Here is a 15,297-nt window from a genome sequence, read left to right on the forward strand (position 1 = left end):
CGGCAGACGAACAGGAACTCCCATGAGTTGGATTGAGAAAATTCTCCCGCCGCGTATACACCGCAACCCCGCGAGCAGCCGTCGAGTACCGGAAGGCATATGGGTGAAGTGCCCAGCTTGCGAGTCGGTGTTATATAAAGAAGATTTGCAGGCAACGCTGAACGTCTGTCCTAAATGCAGTCATCACATGCGCATAGGGGCCAGAGCACGTATTAAAGCCATCATGGATCCCGAAGGGCAGGTGGAAATCGGTGCCAATACACGCCCCACCGACCCGTTAAAATTCAGAGACTCACGTAAATATACAGAGCGAGTTAGTGAGGCTACCAAGCAAACCGGTGAAACCGAGGCTATGGTAGTAGTAAGCGGAACTATTTTATCGGTCCCCGCTGTTCTGGCGTGTTTTGAGTTCGAGTTTATGGGGGGCTCGATGGGGTCCGTGGTGGGCGAACGCTTTGCACGTGGTGCACGTGCCGCCATCGATAACCGTAGTCCTTTTATTTGCGTGGCGGCCTCAGGTGGCGCACGCATGCAAGAAAGCTTGTTTTCTCTGCTGCAAATGGCAAAAACGAATGCTATGTTGGCTGAGTTGTCTGAAGCCGGCTTGCCTTTTATCAGTGTGCTTACCGATCCTACCATGGGCGGAGTTTCAGCCAGTTTTGCGTTTATGGGTGATGTAGTAATTGCTGAACCGAATGCATTGATTGGCTTTGCAGGTCCACGAGTGATCGAACAAACCGTACGTGAGAAACTGCCAGAGGGTTTTCAGCGCGCTGAGTTCTTGCTTGAAAAAGGCGCCATAGACATGGTGGTAGATCGCCGCCACATGCGTCAAGAGCTGGCTCAATTGTTGGCCTTATTGACGCGCCAGCCGGCAGAGGCTGTTTCTACTTTGGGCTAAATTAGTCACAAGCCGCTTGGCATTTTGAATGCCACAAAAAAAAGCTGGATTCTCTTGAGGAGTTCCAGCTTTTTTTTACGTGCTTTACGAAGTTAAGTGGGTGGCCTTGGTGTTTCAAAAACCCCTTGCAACAGCATAGTTTAACTGTGCGCAGCAAGGGGTTAGTGCTTACCGAAACTTGATGTTATTCGCCGGTTTCCACTTGTTTTAGCTCTGCCACTTTAGGCTGGGCAACCGTCTTGCGAGGGCGGCCCAGTTTTACTTTAGGGGCCTCATAAGCGGAGATGTCAGCGGACTTGGTTTCAACTAGCGTAATCCCTGCAGTAGCCAATACCTGTTCTAGGTCTTGTTCACTGGCAGGTTGTGCCGCTTGGACTGGACTTGGCTCTGCAGCAGTGGATGATTCCATGGATGCTGCGTTCGCGGGCTGTTCGAGTTCAGTTTGCGACGTTTGCTCAGCAGTGGCCTCGTGCCCAAGTGCTGCGGATTCTACAGTTTCTGTAGGCTCATGATTAGCGCTTGTTTCGCTTGAGTCAAGTAGCGAGATAATCTCGGTAGGAGTGCTTTCGGGGAGCGCTTCCGTCTCGAGTGCTGGCTCAAGGGTAACGGGCTCTTGGGCAGACTCAGACTCCAACACAGGGTTGGCAACTTCATTGGTATCAACGGGCTCAATTGCTTTAACGGCCTCTACTGCCTTAGGGGCGACTTCAGGGCTTGGTTCGGCGATCACACGCGTTTCTACCATTTGTAGCGCTGGCTTGCTTGCCGCAACCGCTACTTCTTGCTTTTTCTCTGATTCTTTTTGCACCGCTATCGTGGATTCAACGGACACCTCTACGAGGTTTGCAGCGTCTTGCGTTACAGGAGGGCTCACTACTTTAGTTTCAACTTGGGCAAGCTTGGGCGCTGCAATGGCGACAGGCTGCTGTGTTGGTAGAGTAGGCTCGGTGGCGCTTGTGCTGATATTGGACGCTGGCTCTTGAGTTGTAGTGTGTACGGCAACGGGCTCAGCCACGGGCTCGCTAAGCGCTAATGCAGGCGCTTGTGCTGAATCAAGGCTGGCCTGCTCTTGTCGCTCCAGTGCAGCAGGATTGAAAGCAGGTGTCTCATGCGGTATGAAAGCATGGGAGGTACCTGATTCGTCTTCTTGCTCTTGGGCTTGCTCGTTGCTTGTTTGTCCGTCTGTGGGACGACGGCCGCGACGGCTACGACGGCGACGACGCTTACGCTCAGGATCGAAGGCGCCATTGTCGGCATCCTCAGGGGACTCTGGCGTGTCTTCCTCTAGTGCAGCTTCCGGTTCGACATAGGTGCTTGTTGGTGCCTGAGCTGGTGCGACAGGGCGCTGAGGCTCGGTTACCACTGCTACTTCGGCAGATGCTTCAATAGTGCTTTGAGACACCTTATCAAGCTGTTCAGCGTCGGTTTGTACGACAACTTGCTCGTCTCGGCGTTGACGGCCACGACCGCGGCGGCCACGACCACGAGCTTGATTGTTGCCGTCATCGTTTTTAACGTCAACAGCATTCGTTTGCGTCACTTCCTGGCGCTGTTGTTGAGGTGCTTGCTCTACCTCTTCTTGGGGGGCTGCTTGTTGATTACGGCGACGAGCCGGGCGAGTGTTAGTGCTCGCTTCTTTGAGGGCTTTTTCTTCCTCTGTGACGACACGTTGGCCGCGACGCTGGCGGGTACGTTCTTGGTTGTTCCGGTTGCCGGATTCGGGACGACGGCCGCGACGCTGTGGATTTACTTTGCTAGCGGCCTCTTTGGTGGGTTCTGTTTCGCTAGTGCTTGCACCCGTTAACCAGTTAATGAGTTTACGCAATAAGCCGCCGGTGCTCGCTGATGGGGCAGCAGCAGGGGATTTAGGGCCCGGAGCAGGCTGGGTGGGCGTAATACCCTTCACTAAGGCTTCTGGACGTGGCTTAATTTCGTGGGTGCGGTGTGGCAGCAAAGTGGTGGGCTGCTCGGGTTGCTGCACTTGTTCGTAGCTGCTGCGTATTTCGTCTAGACGCGGGTCGTCGTGACGCAGACGCTCAATGATGTGGTGTGGTGTTTCCAAAAACTTGTTAGGAATTAACAACAGGCTCACATTTAAGCGGCTTTCCATTTTGGTGATGTCACTGCGTTTCTCGTTAAGCAGGAAAGTGGCAACATCGACAGGCACTTGAGCATGAAGGGCTGCCGTGCCTTCTTTCATGGCTTCTTCTTGGAGCAGGCGAAGTACGTGCAGGGCGCTGGACTCTGCGTCACGAATAACGCCGGTACCCGTGCAGCGTGGGCAGGTAACGTGTGAGCCTTCATTCAGGGCAGGGCGTAGACGTTGGCGCGATAGTTCCATTAAGCCAAAACGGGAGATTTTTCCCATTTGAACCCGAGCACGGTCAAGGTATAAGGCGTCACGCAATCGCTGCTCAATGGCACGCTGGTTTTTGCTGTCCTCCATGTCGATGAAGTCGATCACGATCAGCCCACCTAAGTCGCGCAGACGTAGCTGACGGGCAACCTCGTCGGCGGCCTCTAGGTTGGTGCGTAGAGCGGTTTCCTCGATGTCTGCCCCACGGGTGGAGCGCGCTGAGTTAACGTCAATTGCCACTAATGCTTCGGTGTGATCAATCACGACGGCACCGCCTGAGGGCAACTGTACGGTACGTGAATAGGCCGTTTCGATCTGGTGTTCTATTTGAAAGCGTGAGAACAAAGGGGTATCGTCACGATACATTTTGACTCGGTGCATATTGTCCGGCATAACTACACCCATAAAGGCACTGGCCTGGGTATAGATTTCGTCCGTATCAATGAGGATTTCGCCGATATCAGGCGAGAAGTAATCACGTATAGCGCGGATGACTAAGCTAGATTCTAGATAAATAAGAATGGGAGCAGCGTTATCACGTGCAGCGCCGTCAATGGCAGTCCAGAGCTGGAGAAGGTAGTTCAAGTCCCACTGTAACTCCTCGACACTACGCCCTATGCCTGCGGTGCGGGCGATAATGCTCATGCCTTGGGGGGTGTTGAGCTTATCCATTGCCTCGCGTAACTCTTGGCGATCCTCACCCTCAACGCGTCGTGAAACACCACCGCCTCGGGGGTTGTTAGGCATTAGAACCAAGTAGCGACCAGCCAGAGAGATAAAGGTGGTTAAGGCAGCACCTTTATTCCCACGCTCTTCTTTTTCTACTTGAATGATAAGCTCTTGACCTTCGCTTAAAGCGTCTTGGATACGCGCACTGCGTACGTCGACACCCTCTTTGAAGTAGCTGCGAGCGACTTCTTTAAAAGGTAAGAAACCGTGGCGCTCTTCACCGTAGCTAACGAAGCACGCTTCTAAGCCGGGTTCGATGCGAGTGATCACGCCTTTGTATATATTGCCTTTACGCTGCTCGCGTCCGGCACTTTCTATGTCTAGGTCAATAAGTTTTTGACCGTCGACAATAGCAACGCGTAATTCTTCTTGATGCGTTGCATTGAACAACATTCGTTTCATGAGTGTGTTTCTCCGTAGTCATGGCGCATCGTTAAATCGATACGCGACCGCGGGTCACTCGGTGTGTAGCGCAATCACTGCAGCAGTGAAAAGCAGGGCCGACCCTGCCCTTCGTTAAGTCAGGGGGGGCACGTTGCGCACGTAAGTGCGGGGTTCAATCAGCAGGGAGGTCAATTTCACGGTAGTGGACGACGGATAAAAAATGCTGGGAACGGCAGTCGCATGATTCGGTAAACATGCGCCTGGTGCAAAAGAGCGGGACAATCTGTGCAGGAATTCAGCGCCGCACGCGGGTGGAAATTATCGTGGAAAGCGGGCAAATGCCGCACGGCTTTCTCGATCTGGGCCTACCCCGGCGACCTAATGACCCGAAAGCTGTTACTCAGGCATACAATATAAGACCCTGTCGTTCAGACGGAGACGCAACCGCTGCATCTCTACGTCCGACCTTGTCTCAGCTTTCATAGGCTGAAGCGATTATATGCCTGTTTTTGTTATGCGCAAACCATTAGATTTAACTAAGCCTGCTGTGACTGTTCGAATAATTGAAATAGAGGAGGCCCATGCCGGCCAGCGCATCGACAATTTTTTGTTGCGCGAATGTAAGGGCGTGCCAAAAAGCCACATTTATAAAGCCATCCGAGACGGGCAAGTGCGCGTCAATAAAGGCCGTATAAGCAACGACTACCGATTGGAGTTAGGAGACCTCGTGCGCATTCCTCCTATGCGCCTACCCGAACAAAAGCCAGAGCAATGGGTGCCGCCCACTGTTTTTCCTGTGGTGTTCGAGGATGATGCCATTGTGGTGATTAATAAGCCTGCAGGAGTGGCTGTGCATGGTGGTAGCGGCGTGTCCTTTGGAGTGATTGAGCAAATGCGCGCGGCGCGTCCGCATGAGCGTATGCTGGAGCTAGCGCATAGGCTTGATCGGGATACTTCTGGTTTGTTAATTATTGCAAAAAAGCGTAGCGCTTTATTGGCTTTACACGATATGTTTAGGCTTATTACTGCGCGCAAGTTTTATGTGGCACTTGTGCAAGGAGACTGGGTGAACGATAGGCAGCATATTCGACTGCCATTGTTACGCTGGTTGACGGCAGAAGGAGAGCGTAGGGTGCGCGTTGATGAGGAAGGTAAGCTGGCGCACACCATTATTAATTTGCAGCGCCGATATGGCCATTACAGCTTATTGCAAGCAGAACTGAAAACTGGGCGTACTCACCAAATACGGGTGCATTTAGCGCATTCGGGGTTCCCTATTGTTGGGGACGATAAATACGGTGATGATCAGGTACGGGCTCAGTTTGTGCGCTTAGGCTTTAAACGTATGTTTTTGCATGCAGAGCGTTTGGAGTTTCCCCATCCGATTAGTGGTGAGTGGCTCGTGCTGCAAGCCCCTTTACCGCTAGAGTGTCAACAAATTCTTGACGTTTTGGAGCAAAAGTAGTGAGTAAAGCTTATTCCGCAGTGGTGTTTGATTGGGACGGAACGGTGATGGACTCCACCCATTCTATTGCTACGGCGATTCAGTTGGCGGCGGCCGATATAGGTTTGGCTGTGCCTTCTTTGGAACAGGCTAGCTGGGTAATAGGTTTGTCCTTAGAAAGTGCGCTATACCGTGCTGTGCCTGATTTAGATGCTGAGCGCATGCCGTTATTTATTCAGCGTTACCGCTTTCATTACTTTCAGCGTGATCCGCATTTGAAACTGTTCGATGGAATACTGCCTTTATTGGGTGAGCTAAAGCAGCAAGGTGCTTTGCTAGCAGTGGCTACGGGGAAAAGTCGGGAAGGGTTGAATCGGGTCTTGCAGCAGTCATCTTTGAGTCATCTTTTTGATAGCACCCGCTGCGCAGATGAGACTCGCAGTAAACCTGATCCTGAAATGTTGCATCAAATTTTATTTGAGCTGAATTTGGACCCTGAGCAGGTCTTGATGGTGGGTGACACCGCTCACGACATAGAGATGGCCAAACGTGCAAATATGGATAGTTTGGCAGTGACCTATGGTGCTCACGATTTATCTACGTTGGAGCAGGCCTCTCCCACTGTTCTGGTGCACTCGGTCGGTGAGATGCGTCATTGGATATTGGGGCGTGTATTAGGGCGCTGAACTTTTTTTCTTGTGCTTGCTCCAAATAATTTTTACGACCGGCAATGCGGACATAAAGGACGAGCATGTACAAATTCAAATCCAAGCCGGTGCTGCCATCGGACATTACCTCGGAGTCAGTATGGCTGGCACGGCGTCGTTATGTGCAGCAGGCAGTAGCTTTGGGCTTAATAAGTATGGCTGCGCCATACCAAGCCTGGGGGCAAGAGCGTAGCTGGTCGGTAGAAGAAAACACCCGCTGGCCTATCGATGAGCCACCTACGGCCGAAAAACATATCGTTAATTACAATAATTTTTATGAGTTCGGCTTAGGCAAAGAAGATCCGGCTCTTTATGCTGGTTCAATGCGTACTGATCCATGGGTGGTGCGTATCGATGGCGAGGTTGAGCGTCCGCTTGAGCTGGATATTGAGCAAATACGTAAACTGGCTCCCCTGGAAGAGCGCATTTATCGTCTCCGTTGTGTTGAGGCATGGTCAATGGTGGTCCCATGGGTGGGCTTTTCGCTGTCGGTCTTACTCCGTCAGGTACAGCCTACCTCAAAAGCAAAATATGTACGCTTTGAAACGGTGGCCGATCATGCAAGTATGCGGGGCTTGCAGTCGCGAGTTCTGCAGTGGCCCTATGCGGAAGGCTTACGTATCGACGAGGCCATGCACCCTTTGACTATGCTGGTGTTGGGTTTATACGGTAAAGAGTTGCCTAATCAAAATGGTGCTCCTTTGCGTTTAATGGTGCCTTGGAAGTACGGTTTCAAATCGGCGAAGTCATTGGTGCGGATTAGCTTTGTAGAAGAGCAGCCTGTCTCCAGTTGGATGGCAGTAGCGCCACAAGAGTACGGTTTTTTTGCTAACGTGAACCCCGATGTGGCGCACCCTCGTTGGAGCCAAGCAAGTGAGCGCAAAATAGGCTCGGGTATTTTTGCTGCGCGCCAAGCTACTTTACCTTTTAATGGTTATGCAGAGGATGTCGCTCATATGTACAGCAGTATGGACTTGCGGCGGTATTACTAATGGCCACGCCTTTGGGAGGCACCGCCTTAAAGCGCTTGAAGTGTGGTTTTTTTATTGTTTGCTTATATCCCGTATGGCGCTGGTTTTATCTGGCGTGGACCGATAACTTAACAGCAAATCCGCCCGAATTCCTCATTCGTTCTAGTGGCGTATGGTGCTTGGTATTGTTGTTCCTTAGTTTAAGCATTACGCCATTAAGGCATTTGACAGGACAGTCAGCACTGATACGCTTGCGTCGTATGGCTGGTTTGTTTAGCTTGTTTTATGGTCTGTTGCACACCGTTGCTTGGTCCCTTTGGGAGCAGGATTTATCCCTGTTGTTAATGTGGCAAGACCTAATCCAGCGACCTTTTGTAACCGTTGGTGCCGTAGCGTTATTGTTCATGCTGCTGCTGGGGATAACCTCCACCCATGGCTGGATGCGTCGCTTGGGACGAAATTGGCAACGCCTACATCGACTAGTGTATCTGGCGGCTATCTTAGCTTTATTGCATTTTTATTTGATGCGTTTAGGTAAAAATAATTTCTTAGATGTCTGGATCTACTCCGCCGTGTTGGCGGTGTTGTTTGGTATGCGGATTTGGTGGCGCTGGCAGCGTCATGCCTCAGCGCAACGAGAGTAAAATAGCGAATGTTTCAGCGTCCATCACGCCGTCGTATAAGGCTGGACGATAATGCATCTGAAAGGCTCGGATGACATTCTGCGTGGCAGAGTCAAATTGGCCGCTATTCGTGACCTCATATCCCGCTTGGGCAAGTAGCTGTTGTATCGTGGATGCGCTAGGAAGTGGCTCGTTTTTATAGTGGGCCTTCAGTGATTGCGCCATTTCCTCATCGTACCAACGCCCCAAACCTGCGTCGGCCAGTATCGCCCACGGAAAAAGTGGGCCAGGGTCTACTTTTCGCTGGGGGGCTATATCACTATGGCCAATAATATTTTGGGGAAGTACCCCATGTTTAGCCGTCAATGTTTGGAGTAATTGACGGCTAACTTCGATTTGTTGTTGGCTATAGGGATCCCATTGTCCTGGGCCTATTGGGCCCCGATTCACGATTTCTATGCCTATGGAGCCCGTATTAATATCTGTATTACCATACCAAGAGGAAGCCCCCGCATGCCAAGCACGACGATTTTCATCCACTAATCTATAGACTAAGGGTGGTGAGTGGTCGGTAATGAGGTAATGAGCACTCACTTTGTCACCGGTTAGGGTTCGCAGTGCGCGGGGGTAGGGGCTAGCGGTGTAATGAATAACGATATATCGGACGCGGCTACTTTGTGCTACTGCTTCATGGGTGTCCAGTATCTGTAAGCGAGGCGTCGTTTGACTGCAGGCGGCTGCCAGCAGACAGGCAGCTAAGCCTACACCACGCCACAGTGGGCGCATCGTTTCTATATGACTGAACCACATAAAATAACCTTAAGCGCTTAAGCCTTAGCTAAAAACAAGAAGATGCAAGGTACTTTGTCCAGCGCAGGGGGGCTCGCTTGACGCCATTTTTGGATAGTTTGAGTGCGTATCCACTCTTGTGCGCCCGTTAAATCGCGTGCTATGCATAAACGGGTGTCAGGATGAAGTTGTTGGCACAGTGCGGTATACATGCCAGGGTTGCGGTAGGGGGTTTCTATTAGAATCTGTGTTTGTTTGAGTTGTTTCGATTGCAGCTCCCAGGCTTTTAACTGTTTGCTGCGAGCGCCGCTCTCGACAGGAGCATAGCCATGAAAGGTAAATTGCTGCCCCTCTAAGCCGCTTGCCATCAGGCTGAGTAAAATCGATGATGGCCCCACGTGAGGCTTTACAGGAATACCTAGTTGGTGCGCCATAGCTACTGCAATGGAACCTGGGTCAGCGACAGCTGGGCAGCCGGCTTCAGATACTAAGCCTATATCCTCCCCGTTGAGGGCGGTTTGTAACCAGCTACGTAGCTCTGTGTCTGGCGTGCCACGCTTGTCGAGGGTGTGAATGGTTATGTCTTGCAGTGGATGCGCAGTTTCTATTTGCTTCAAAAAAGCCCGAGCTGTTTTAGCGTTTTCAGCAATGTAGGTGGTTAAGCCCGCCGCCAGCTGTTGTACCGAGTGGGGTAGCCAAAATGTGCTACTAACAGGGCTGAGCGATACCGGAATAAGGTGTAAAGTGCCTTTGGATGACATGGGAACTCCAGGAGCTTAAGAGGCAAGACTAGGTTGCAGAGGGTTAATGCCCAGTTGGCGCAGCATGTTGCATAAGCTAATTAAAGGTAGACCAATTATGGCGGTGGGGTCGTCAGATCGCATGCTTTGCATGAGCGCAATACCTAAACTTTCTGCCTTGGCGCTGCCAGCAGTGTCATAGGCTTGCTCACAATGTAGGTAATATTCAATTTCAGCCAGGCTTAATTCATGGAAATGACAATAAGTAACAACATCATCGCGCAAGGTGGTTGTGGTATTCATGACACAAATGGCGCTATGAAACTCAACCTCCTGCCCGCTTAGGGCTTGTAGTTGCGCTACAGCTGCCGAGTGATTGCCTGGTTTACCTATAATATGCCCAGCATAGGTGGCGACTTGATCTGAGCCTATGACTACGCTGTCCGGGTGTAAGGATATGATTTTTTTCGCTTTTTCTTCGGCCAGTCGTAAGGCCATAGCGTGCGGGGCCTCGCCCGGTTGGGGGCTTTCGTCGATATCTGGGGATACGCAGGTGAAAGGAAGGCGTAAACGGGTTAACATGTCACGGCGATAACGTGAACCTGATGCTAGTATGAGACGCATGCTTGTAAAATTGGCCTATGTTGTTTGACTGGCTTGTTCCAGACACGTTATTATCTAATGTTTTCTTCATTACTGGAATGATCGTTGGCAGCCTTGGTGTTTTGTTACTGAAAGACAGATGGCTTGAAAGGTGTACGCTTTAAAGAAATAAAGAGGTTATCTAGAAAGCTTAAAGTTGTATGTTTTAAGTTTTTTGGTTTTTTCTTTTGGTTTACGGTTCTTGCTAATTTGAAGCATTAACAATTAAATAGGCAGCTTAAGTTTTCCATGACTACGAAACAGTATATCGACACGTTAAACTTGTCCGGCGGCCCTCAGTTCGTCGAAGGTCAGGTTTTGAGTGGCGAGCTCACGCGTTTGGTTCAAGATTTTCCTGCGCAGGGAGATTCAGCGATTCAATGGTCGCTTTCTGCCAGCATAGATCACGTTAATCGACGTGTGCTTGAGGTACGTGCTCAGGGGTCGGTCGTGCTGGAGTGCCAGCGTTGTATGAAGCCTTTTGTTTGGCCTGTAGATATTTCCAATATGGTGGAAGTGGTTACAGACGAAGCCCAACTAGAGGATGATGGCGACGCAGATGGTCCAGATCGAATACTTTGTAACGGTCGGCTGGACGCTCTGGGTCTGGTGGAAGACGAGCTCATCTTGAGCATACCGTATGTGCCTATGCATGATGTCTGTCCAGACACCCTTGAGCTTTCCACCGGAGAGCCCATGCCGGAGTCTAGGCCGTCACCTTTTGCAGTACTAGGTGAGCTTAAGAAGTCTTGATTATTTATTAGTATTTACTTAATTATTTAGGCTGCCTCATATTGAGGAGTCTTACACAGGAGTCATCATGGCCGTTCAGCAGAACAAAAAGAGTCCTTCTCGTCGCGGTATGCGTCGTTCGCACGACGCTCTGGTTGCCACGTTCACAGCAGTAGAACCAACTACTGGTGAGCGTCATCTGCGTCACCACATCAGCCCAGAAGGCGTTTATCGTGGTCGTAAAGTGCTGAAAACAAAGAACGACGAATAATCGCCTACTTTGTTTATGCAAGCAACATAGGTTGCATGCTTGATGTCACAACAAAAAATACGTATTGCCATCGACTGTATGGGCGGGGATGTCGGCTTGCCGGTCACCGTTCCTGCAGCGCTGCTTTTCGCTAAGCAGTTTCCAGATGTGCGCTGTTTGCTGGTGGGCGACGCTCAGGCTATCGCTCAGGCTTTGCGTGCGCACGGCAGTATCGATGCTTCCTGGTATGAAATCCTGCATGCCTCCGAGGTGGTCACCATGGCCGACTCGGTGGAGGTGGCATTGCGTCGTAAAAAAGACTCATCCATGCGCGTTGCAGCTCAAGCCGTCAAAGATGGCGTGGCGGATGCCTGCGTGTCTGCCGGAAACACGGGCGCATGGATGGCGATTACCCGCTATGTGTTGAAAACCCTAGATGGTATCGACCGTCCGGCTATTGCGACCTCTATCCCTAACCAAAAGGGCGGGGCGACCACGATGCTCGATTTAGGGGCGAACGTGGACTGTACAGCTGAGCACTTATTGCAGTTTGCCATAATGGGAAGTGCCTTAGCGGGAATCGTCGATCGTATTGAAAGGCCTACTGTAGGTTTACTTAATATTGGTGAAGAACTCATTAAAGGGAACGAAACGGTAAAACAAGCGGCCGAACTATTACGCAATAGCGGATTGAACTTTTACGGCAACGTAGAGGGCGACGATATTTGTAAGGGCACCGTTAACGTGGTGGTGTGTGATGGTTTTGTCGGTAATGTGGTGCTTAAGTCTATGGAAGGACTGGCCAAAATGATCGCTAACATGATGCGTGATGAGTTCACTCGTGACGCCTTGAGCATGGCGGCGGGTCTGGTGGCCAAGCCTATACTGAATCGCTTTCGTGACCGAGTCGATAACCGTAGGCATAATGGTGCCGCTCTTTTAGGTTTGCGCGGTATAGTCATTAAAAGCCATGGCTCGGCAGACGCGTATGCTTTTGGCTACGCTTTGCAACGCGCTCGAGGTGCAGTACAAAACGGTTTGTTAGAAGGGACAACGCGAGCCATCGATCATCTGCGGGCTAGCCTGCGCGAGGCCGCCCTACAAGAAAACGATAGTAAGCCTCAGTCTGAGTCTGGCTCCTGAGATACGCGTCAATTGGAATAAGAAAAATGTCGATATTTGCCAAAATTGTCGGGACAGGCGGCTATTTGCCTCCTCGGGTAGTAAGCAATGATGAGCTGGCTGCAGAGTTGGCTCAGCGAGGCATAGAAACCTCTGACCAATGGATCGTTGAGCGTACAGGTATACGCCAGCGTCATTTGGCAGCCGAGGGGGTAAAAACTAGTACCTTGGCCACTCAGGCCGCTCAGCAAGCGCTGGAAGATGCTGGAGTGTCGGCCCAAGATCTAGACCTGATTATCGTCGCAACCTCTACGCCAGATTATGTGTTCCCCAGTACGGCCTGCTTAGTACAGGCGCAGTTAGGTAATGTGGGTGCTGCTGCATTTGATGTGCAGGCTGTGTGCAGTGGTTTTGTGTATGCCTTAAGCACAGCAGACGCCATGGTGCGAGCAGGTCGAGCAAAAAAAGCGTTAGTGATTGGTGCGGAAGTGTTTTCCAGCATTCTTGACTGGTCTGATCGTGCTACCTGTGTCTTGTTCGGTGATGGCGCAGGCGCGGTGGTGTTAAGTGCTGAGTCCGAACCGGGTATATTAGCGGCACAACTTAATGCTGATGGCAGTCAGATGGGAATTTTATGTGCTAAAGGTAATGTGTCGCACGGCCAGGTAGTAGGGGATCCGTTCTTGCGCATGGATGGTCAGGCCGTCTTTAAACTGGCGGTGACATCTCTGGCAGCCTCGGCGCATCAAGTCTGTGAACAAGCAGGAGTGCAGCTGAGCGACATCGATTGGATGGTGCCTCATCAAGCCAATGTGCGTATATTGAATTTCCTGAGTCGCAAGCTAGGCGTGGCCTCCGAAAAAGTGGTCATTACCCTAGATCAACACGCCAACACGTCCGCAGCTAGTGTGCCTTTAGCGTTAAACGTGGCGCGCCGAGACGGGCGTATCAAGGCAGGCGATCTGACCCTGTTGCAAGGTGTTGGTGGTGGTTTTACTTGGGGTTCAATACTAGTACGCAGCTAAAGCGTAGTGGTTTGCACCTTCATTTCATACGAGAATTTCAGATGAAAATTGCGTTTGTCTTTCCCGGACAGGGTTCGCAGTCGGTAGGCATGCTCGATGCGTGGGCTGATGTAGCAGCAGTACGTGACACAGTCGCTCAGGCAAGTTCTGCTTTAGGACAGGATCTCGCTACCTTGATGACTCAAGGGCCAGCGGAAGAATTAAATTTGACGACCAACACCCAGCCGGTGATGCTAACGGCCTCAGTGGCGATGTATCGCGCTTGGCTTGCCGCCGGAGGGCAGCAACCTGCTTTAATGGCAGGTCATAGCTTGGGTGAGTACTCGGCTCTTACGGCAGCGGGTGCATTGTCTCTTGACGATGCAGTACCTTTGGTGCGTGTACGCGCTGATGCCATGCAAGCAGCGGTTCCCGTAGGGCAGGGTACTATGGCTGCCATATTGGGGCTGTCTGATGACCAAGTGCGTGATGTGTGTGTGCAAGCCGCACAAGGACAGACAGTAGAGGCGGTAAATTTTAACGCTCCCGAGCAAGTGGTTATTGCCGGTGATGTGGATGCAGTTAATCGAGCTTGCCAGTTAGCTAAAGAGGCGGGCGCTAAGCGCGCCTTGGTACTGGCAGTATCGGCGCCGTTCCATTCCAGCCTATTAAAGCCGGCCGCCACAGTGTTGCAACATGCGCTAGCTAAAATTGTCCTGCAAAATCCTACTATTCCGGTAATCAATAATGTGGATGTGCTAAGCCCTGCACAGCCTGACGAGATCAAGGCGGCCTTAGTGAGACAAGCGTGGCATGCAGTGCGTTGGGTAGAAACCATACAAGCGATGAAGGCACAAGGCGTGACACACGTCGTAGAATGTGGTCCAGGTAAAGTGTTAAGTGGTCTTATCAAACGTATAGATCGTGAACTCACTGCTATTTCAATTACTGATCCGGCTTCTATGCAGGTAGCGCTGGACACCTTAAGGGTTGCCTAAATGCAAGATTTAAGTCTAAGCGGGAAAACCGCATTGGTAACGGGCGCATCGCGCGGCATCGGGCAAGCGATTGCTCTAGAACTCATGGCTCGCGGCGCTAAAGTCATCGGTACCGCCACGTCCGAAAGTGGTGCTCAGGCGATTTCAGCACGTTTAAACCAGCAGGGCAGCCATGGTGCGGTGCTAAACGTGGATGATGCACAAGCTTGCGAGGCGCTGGTGCAAGAACTCGCAGGTGATAACGGCGGGCCTCATATTTTGGTCAATAATGCCGGTATTACGCGTGATAATCTGCTTATGCGTTTAAAAGACGAAGACTGGGACAGTGTTATTGAGACGAATCTTAGTGCTGTGTTTAGGTTGTCTCGTGCGGTTGTACGCCCCATGATGAAGGCTCGTTGGGGGCGTATTATTAATATCACTTCCGTCGTGGGCGAAAGCGGTAACCCCGGACAAAGTAACTATGCTGCAGCTAAAGCTGGGGTAGCGGGTATGAGTCGAGCCTTGGCGCGTGAGCTCGGTAGTCGTAATATTACGGTAAACTGCGTAGCGCCTGGTTTTATTGACACTGACATGACTCGTGCTTTGAGTGAAAGCCAAACTACGGCCTTGTTGGCACAAATTCCTTTGGGACGCCTAGGCGCTGCCCAAGACGTTGCGAATGCCGTAGCCTTTTTGGCTGGGCCGCAAGCAGAGTATATTACGGGTAATACTATCCATGTAAATGGTGGAATGTACATGTAAGTACTTGGCTATAAGCCGAGATCAGGTAAAATTACGAAATTAGTGGGGCTGATTGGTAGGGATTGAACGCTCTTGAAGATTAATCCTCATCAAGCATGCTGTTTTTAGTCATGGTTCATCAAATTTTTGTTTTGATTGACCGATATTTCGCGGGAATTATT

The 15,297-nt window shown here is 51.1% G+C and carries 15 protein-coding genes; 11 read left to right on the forward strand and 4 right to left on the reverse strand.

Going from position 1 to position 15,297, the window contains the following annotated elements:
* Window positions 1–22: 22 nt before the first annotated feature.
* Window positions 23–901: an acetyl-CoA carboxylase, carboxyltransferase subunit beta gene (gene accD, locus OSH01_RS12850; RefSeq protein WP_266124514.1), complete on the forward strand. Its 879-nt coding sequence runs from the start codon at window positions 23–25 to the stop codon at window positions 899–901.
* Between the two features lie 184 nt (window positions 902–1,085).
* On the opposite strand, the gene OSH01_RS12855 is transcribed toward accD, so the two are convergent.
* Window positions 1,086–4,388, reverse strand: coding sequence for an Rne/Rng family ribonuclease (locus OSH01_RS12855; protein ID WP_266124515.1), 3,303 nt, complete (start codon window positions 4,386–4,388; stop codon window positions 1,086–1,088).
* Window positions 4,389–4,869: 481 nt separating this feature from the next.
* Here OSH01_RS12855 and OSH01_RS12860 point away from each other — a divergent pair, with 481 nt between their 5' ends.
* The 4 genes from OSH01_RS12860 to OSH01_RS12875 all read left to right on the forward strand — a co-directional run bounded on the left by OSH01_RS12860 (window position 4,870) and on the right by OSH01_RS12875 (window position 8,136).
* A complete protein-coding gene (locus OSH01_RS12860) occupies window positions 4,870–5,835 on the forward strand; it encodes an RluA family pseudouridine synthase (RefSeq protein ID WP_376918089.1) in 966 nt (321 codons plus the stop codon).
* A complete protein-coding gene (locus OSH01_RS12865; protein WP_266124517.1) occupies window positions 5,835–6,500 on the forward strand; it encodes an HAD-IA family hydrolase in 666 nt (221 codons plus the stop codon). The genes OSH01_RS12860 and OSH01_RS12865 overlap by 1 nt, the downstream gene beginning before the upstream one ends.
* A gap of 65 nt (window positions 6,501–6,565) precedes the next feature.
* Window positions 6,566–7,513, forward strand: a complete 948-nt coding sequence (gene msrP, locus OSH01_RS12870) for a protein-methionine-sulfoxide reductase catalytic subunit MsrP (RefSeq protein ID WP_266124518.1) — start codon at window positions 6,566–6,568, stop codon at window positions 7,511–7,513.
* A complete protein-coding gene (locus OSH01_RS12875) occupies window positions 7,513–8,136 on the forward strand; it encodes a protein-methionine-sulfoxide reductase heme-binding subunit MsrQ (protein WP_266124519.1) in 624 nt (207 codons plus the stop codon). Before msrP ends, OSH01_RS12875 begins: the two co-directional genes overlap by 1 nt.
* Here OSH01_RS12875 and OSH01_RS12880 read toward each other — a convergent pair.
* From OSH01_RS12880 to OSH01_RS12890, 3 genes are read right to left on the reverse strand one after another with little or no spacing between them, the layout of a single operon-like run.
* A complete protein-coding gene (locus tag OSH01_RS12880; protein WP_266124520.1) occupies window positions 8,119–8,925 on the reverse strand; it encodes an N-acetylmuramoyl-L-alanine amidase in 807 nt (268 codons plus the stop codon). The genes OSH01_RS12875 and OSH01_RS12880 overlap by 18 nt on opposite strands.
* Before the next feature lie 17 nt (window positions 8,926–8,942).
* Window positions 8,943–9,665: an SAM-dependent methyltransferase gene (locus OSH01_RS12885; protein ID WP_266124521.1), complete on the reverse strand. Its 723-nt coding sequence runs from the start codon at window positions 9,663–9,665 to the stop codon at window positions 8,943–8,945.
* Window positions 9,666–9,680: 15 nt separating this feature from the next.
* On the reverse strand, window positions 9,681–10,268 hold the full coding sequence (locus OSH01_RS12890) for a Maf family nucleotide pyrophosphatase (RefSeq protein WP_266124522.1): 588 nt from the start codon (window positions 10,266–10,268) through the stop codon (window positions 9,681–9,683).
* A 267-nt stretch (window positions 10,269–10,535) separates the two neighbouring features.
* Here OSH01_RS12890 and OSH01_RS12895 point away from each other — a divergent pair, with 267 nt between their 5' ends.
* The 6 genes from OSH01_RS12895 to fabG all read left to right on the forward strand — a co-directional run bounded on the left by OSH01_RS12895 (window position 10,536) and on the right by fabG (window position 15,136).
* Window positions 10,536–11,039: a YceD family protein gene (locus tag OSH01_RS12895; RefSeq protein ID WP_266124523.1), complete on the forward strand. Its 504-nt coding sequence runs from the start codon at window positions 10,536–10,538 to the stop codon at window positions 11,037–11,039.
* A 67-nt stretch (window positions 11,040–11,106) separates the two neighbouring features.
* Window positions 11,107–11,289, forward strand: coding sequence for a 50S ribosomal protein L32 (gene rpmF / locus OSH01_RS12900; protein ID WP_266124524.1), 183 nt, complete (start codon window positions 11,107–11,109; stop codon window positions 11,287–11,289).
* Window positions 11,290–11,331: 42 nt separating this feature from the next.
* Window positions 11,332–12,411 (forward strand): phosphate acyltransferase PlsX, encoded by a 1,080-nt coding sequence (gene plsX, locus OSH01_RS12905; RefSeq protein ID WP_266124525.1) that lies wholly within the window; start codon window positions 11,332–11,334, stop codon window positions 12,409–12,411.
* Between the two features lie 26 nt (window positions 12,412–12,437).
* On the forward strand, window positions 12,438–13,415 hold the full coding sequence (locus OSH01_RS12910) for a beta-ketoacyl-ACP synthase III (protein WP_266124526.1): 978 nt from the start codon (window positions 12,438–12,440) through the stop codon (window positions 13,413–13,415).
* A 41-nt stretch (window positions 13,416–13,456) separates the two neighbouring features.
* Window positions 13,457–14,392, forward strand: coding sequence for an ACP S-malonyltransferase (fabD, locus tag OSH01_RS12915; RefSeq protein ID WP_266124527.1), 936 nt, complete (start codon window positions 13,457–13,459; stop codon window positions 14,390–14,392).
* Window positions 14,393–15,136, forward strand: a complete 744-nt coding sequence (fabG, locus tag OSH01_RS12920) for a 3-oxoacyl-ACP reductase FabG (RefSeq protein ID WP_266124528.1) — start codon at window positions 14,393–14,395, stop codon at window positions 15,134–15,136.
* The last annotated feature ends 161 nt before the right edge of the window (window positions 15,137–15,297 follow it).

The sequence above is a fragment of the Alcaligenes endophyticus genome (genome assembly GCF_026344035.1).
Taxonomy (GTDB): Bacteria; Pseudomonadota; Gammaproteobacteria; order Burkholderiales; family Burkholderiaceae_B; genus Alcaligenes; species Alcaligenes endophyticus.

What these genes read in the sequence shown, in the direction of transcription:
- accD (WP_266124514.1), top strand. Translation starts at nt 23, where the DNA reads ATGAGTTGGATTGAGAAAATTCTCCCGCCGCGTATACACCGCAACCCC.
- OSH01_RS12855 (WP_266124515.1), bottom strand. Translation starts at nt 4,388, where the DNA reads ATGAAACGAATGTTGTTCAATGCAACGCATCAAGAAGAATTACGCGTT.
- OSH01_RS12860 (WP_376918089.1), top strand. Translation starts at nt 4,870, where the DNA reads ATGCCTGTTTTTGTTATGCGCAAACCATTAGATTTAACTAAGCCTGCT.
- msrP (WP_266124518.1), top strand. Translation starts at nt 6,566, where the DNA reads ATGTACAAATTCAAATCCAAGCCGGTGCTGCCATCGGACATTACCTCG.
- OSH01_RS12875 (WP_266124519.1), top strand. Translation starts at nt 7,513, where the DNA reads ATGGCCACGCCTTTGGGAGGCACCGCCTTAAAGCGCTTGAAGTGTGGT.
- OSH01_RS12880 (WP_266124520.1), bottom strand. Translation starts at nt 8,925, where the DNA reads ATGTGGTTCAGTCATATAGAAACGATGCGCCCACTGTGGCGTGGTGTA.
- OSH01_RS12885 (WP_266124521.1), bottom strand. Translation starts at nt 9,665, where the DNA reads ATGTCATCCAAAGGCACTTTACACCTTATTCCGGTATCGCTCAGCCCT.
- OSH01_RS12890 (WP_266124522.1), bottom strand. Translation starts at nt 10,268, where the DNA reads ATGCGTCTCATACTAGCATCAGGTTCACGTTATCGCCGTGACATGTTA.
- OSH01_RS12895 (WP_266124523.1), top strand. Translation starts at nt 10,536, where the DNA reads ATGACTACGAAACAGTATATCGACACGTTAAACTTGTCCGGCGGCCCT.
- rpmF (WP_266124524.1), top strand. Translation starts at nt 11,107, where the DNA reads ATGGCCGTTCAGCAGAACAAAAAGAGTCCTTCTCGTCGCGGTATGCGT.
- plsX (WP_266124525.1), top strand. Translation starts at nt 11,332, where the DNA reads ATGTCACAACAAAAAATACGTATTGCCATCGACTGTATGGGCGGGGAT.
- OSH01_RS12910 (WP_266124526.1), top strand. Translation starts at nt 12,438, where the DNA reads ATGTCGATATTTGCCAAAATTGTCGGGACAGGCGGCTATTTGCCTCCT.
- fabD (WP_266124527.1), top strand. Translation starts at nt 13,457, where the DNA reads ATGAAAATTGCGTTTGTCTTTCCCGGACAGGGTTCGCAGTCGGTAGGC.
- fabG (WP_266124528.1), top strand. Translation starts at nt 14,393, where the DNA reads ATGCAAGATTTAAGTCTAAGCGGGAAAACCGCATTGGTAACGGGCGCA.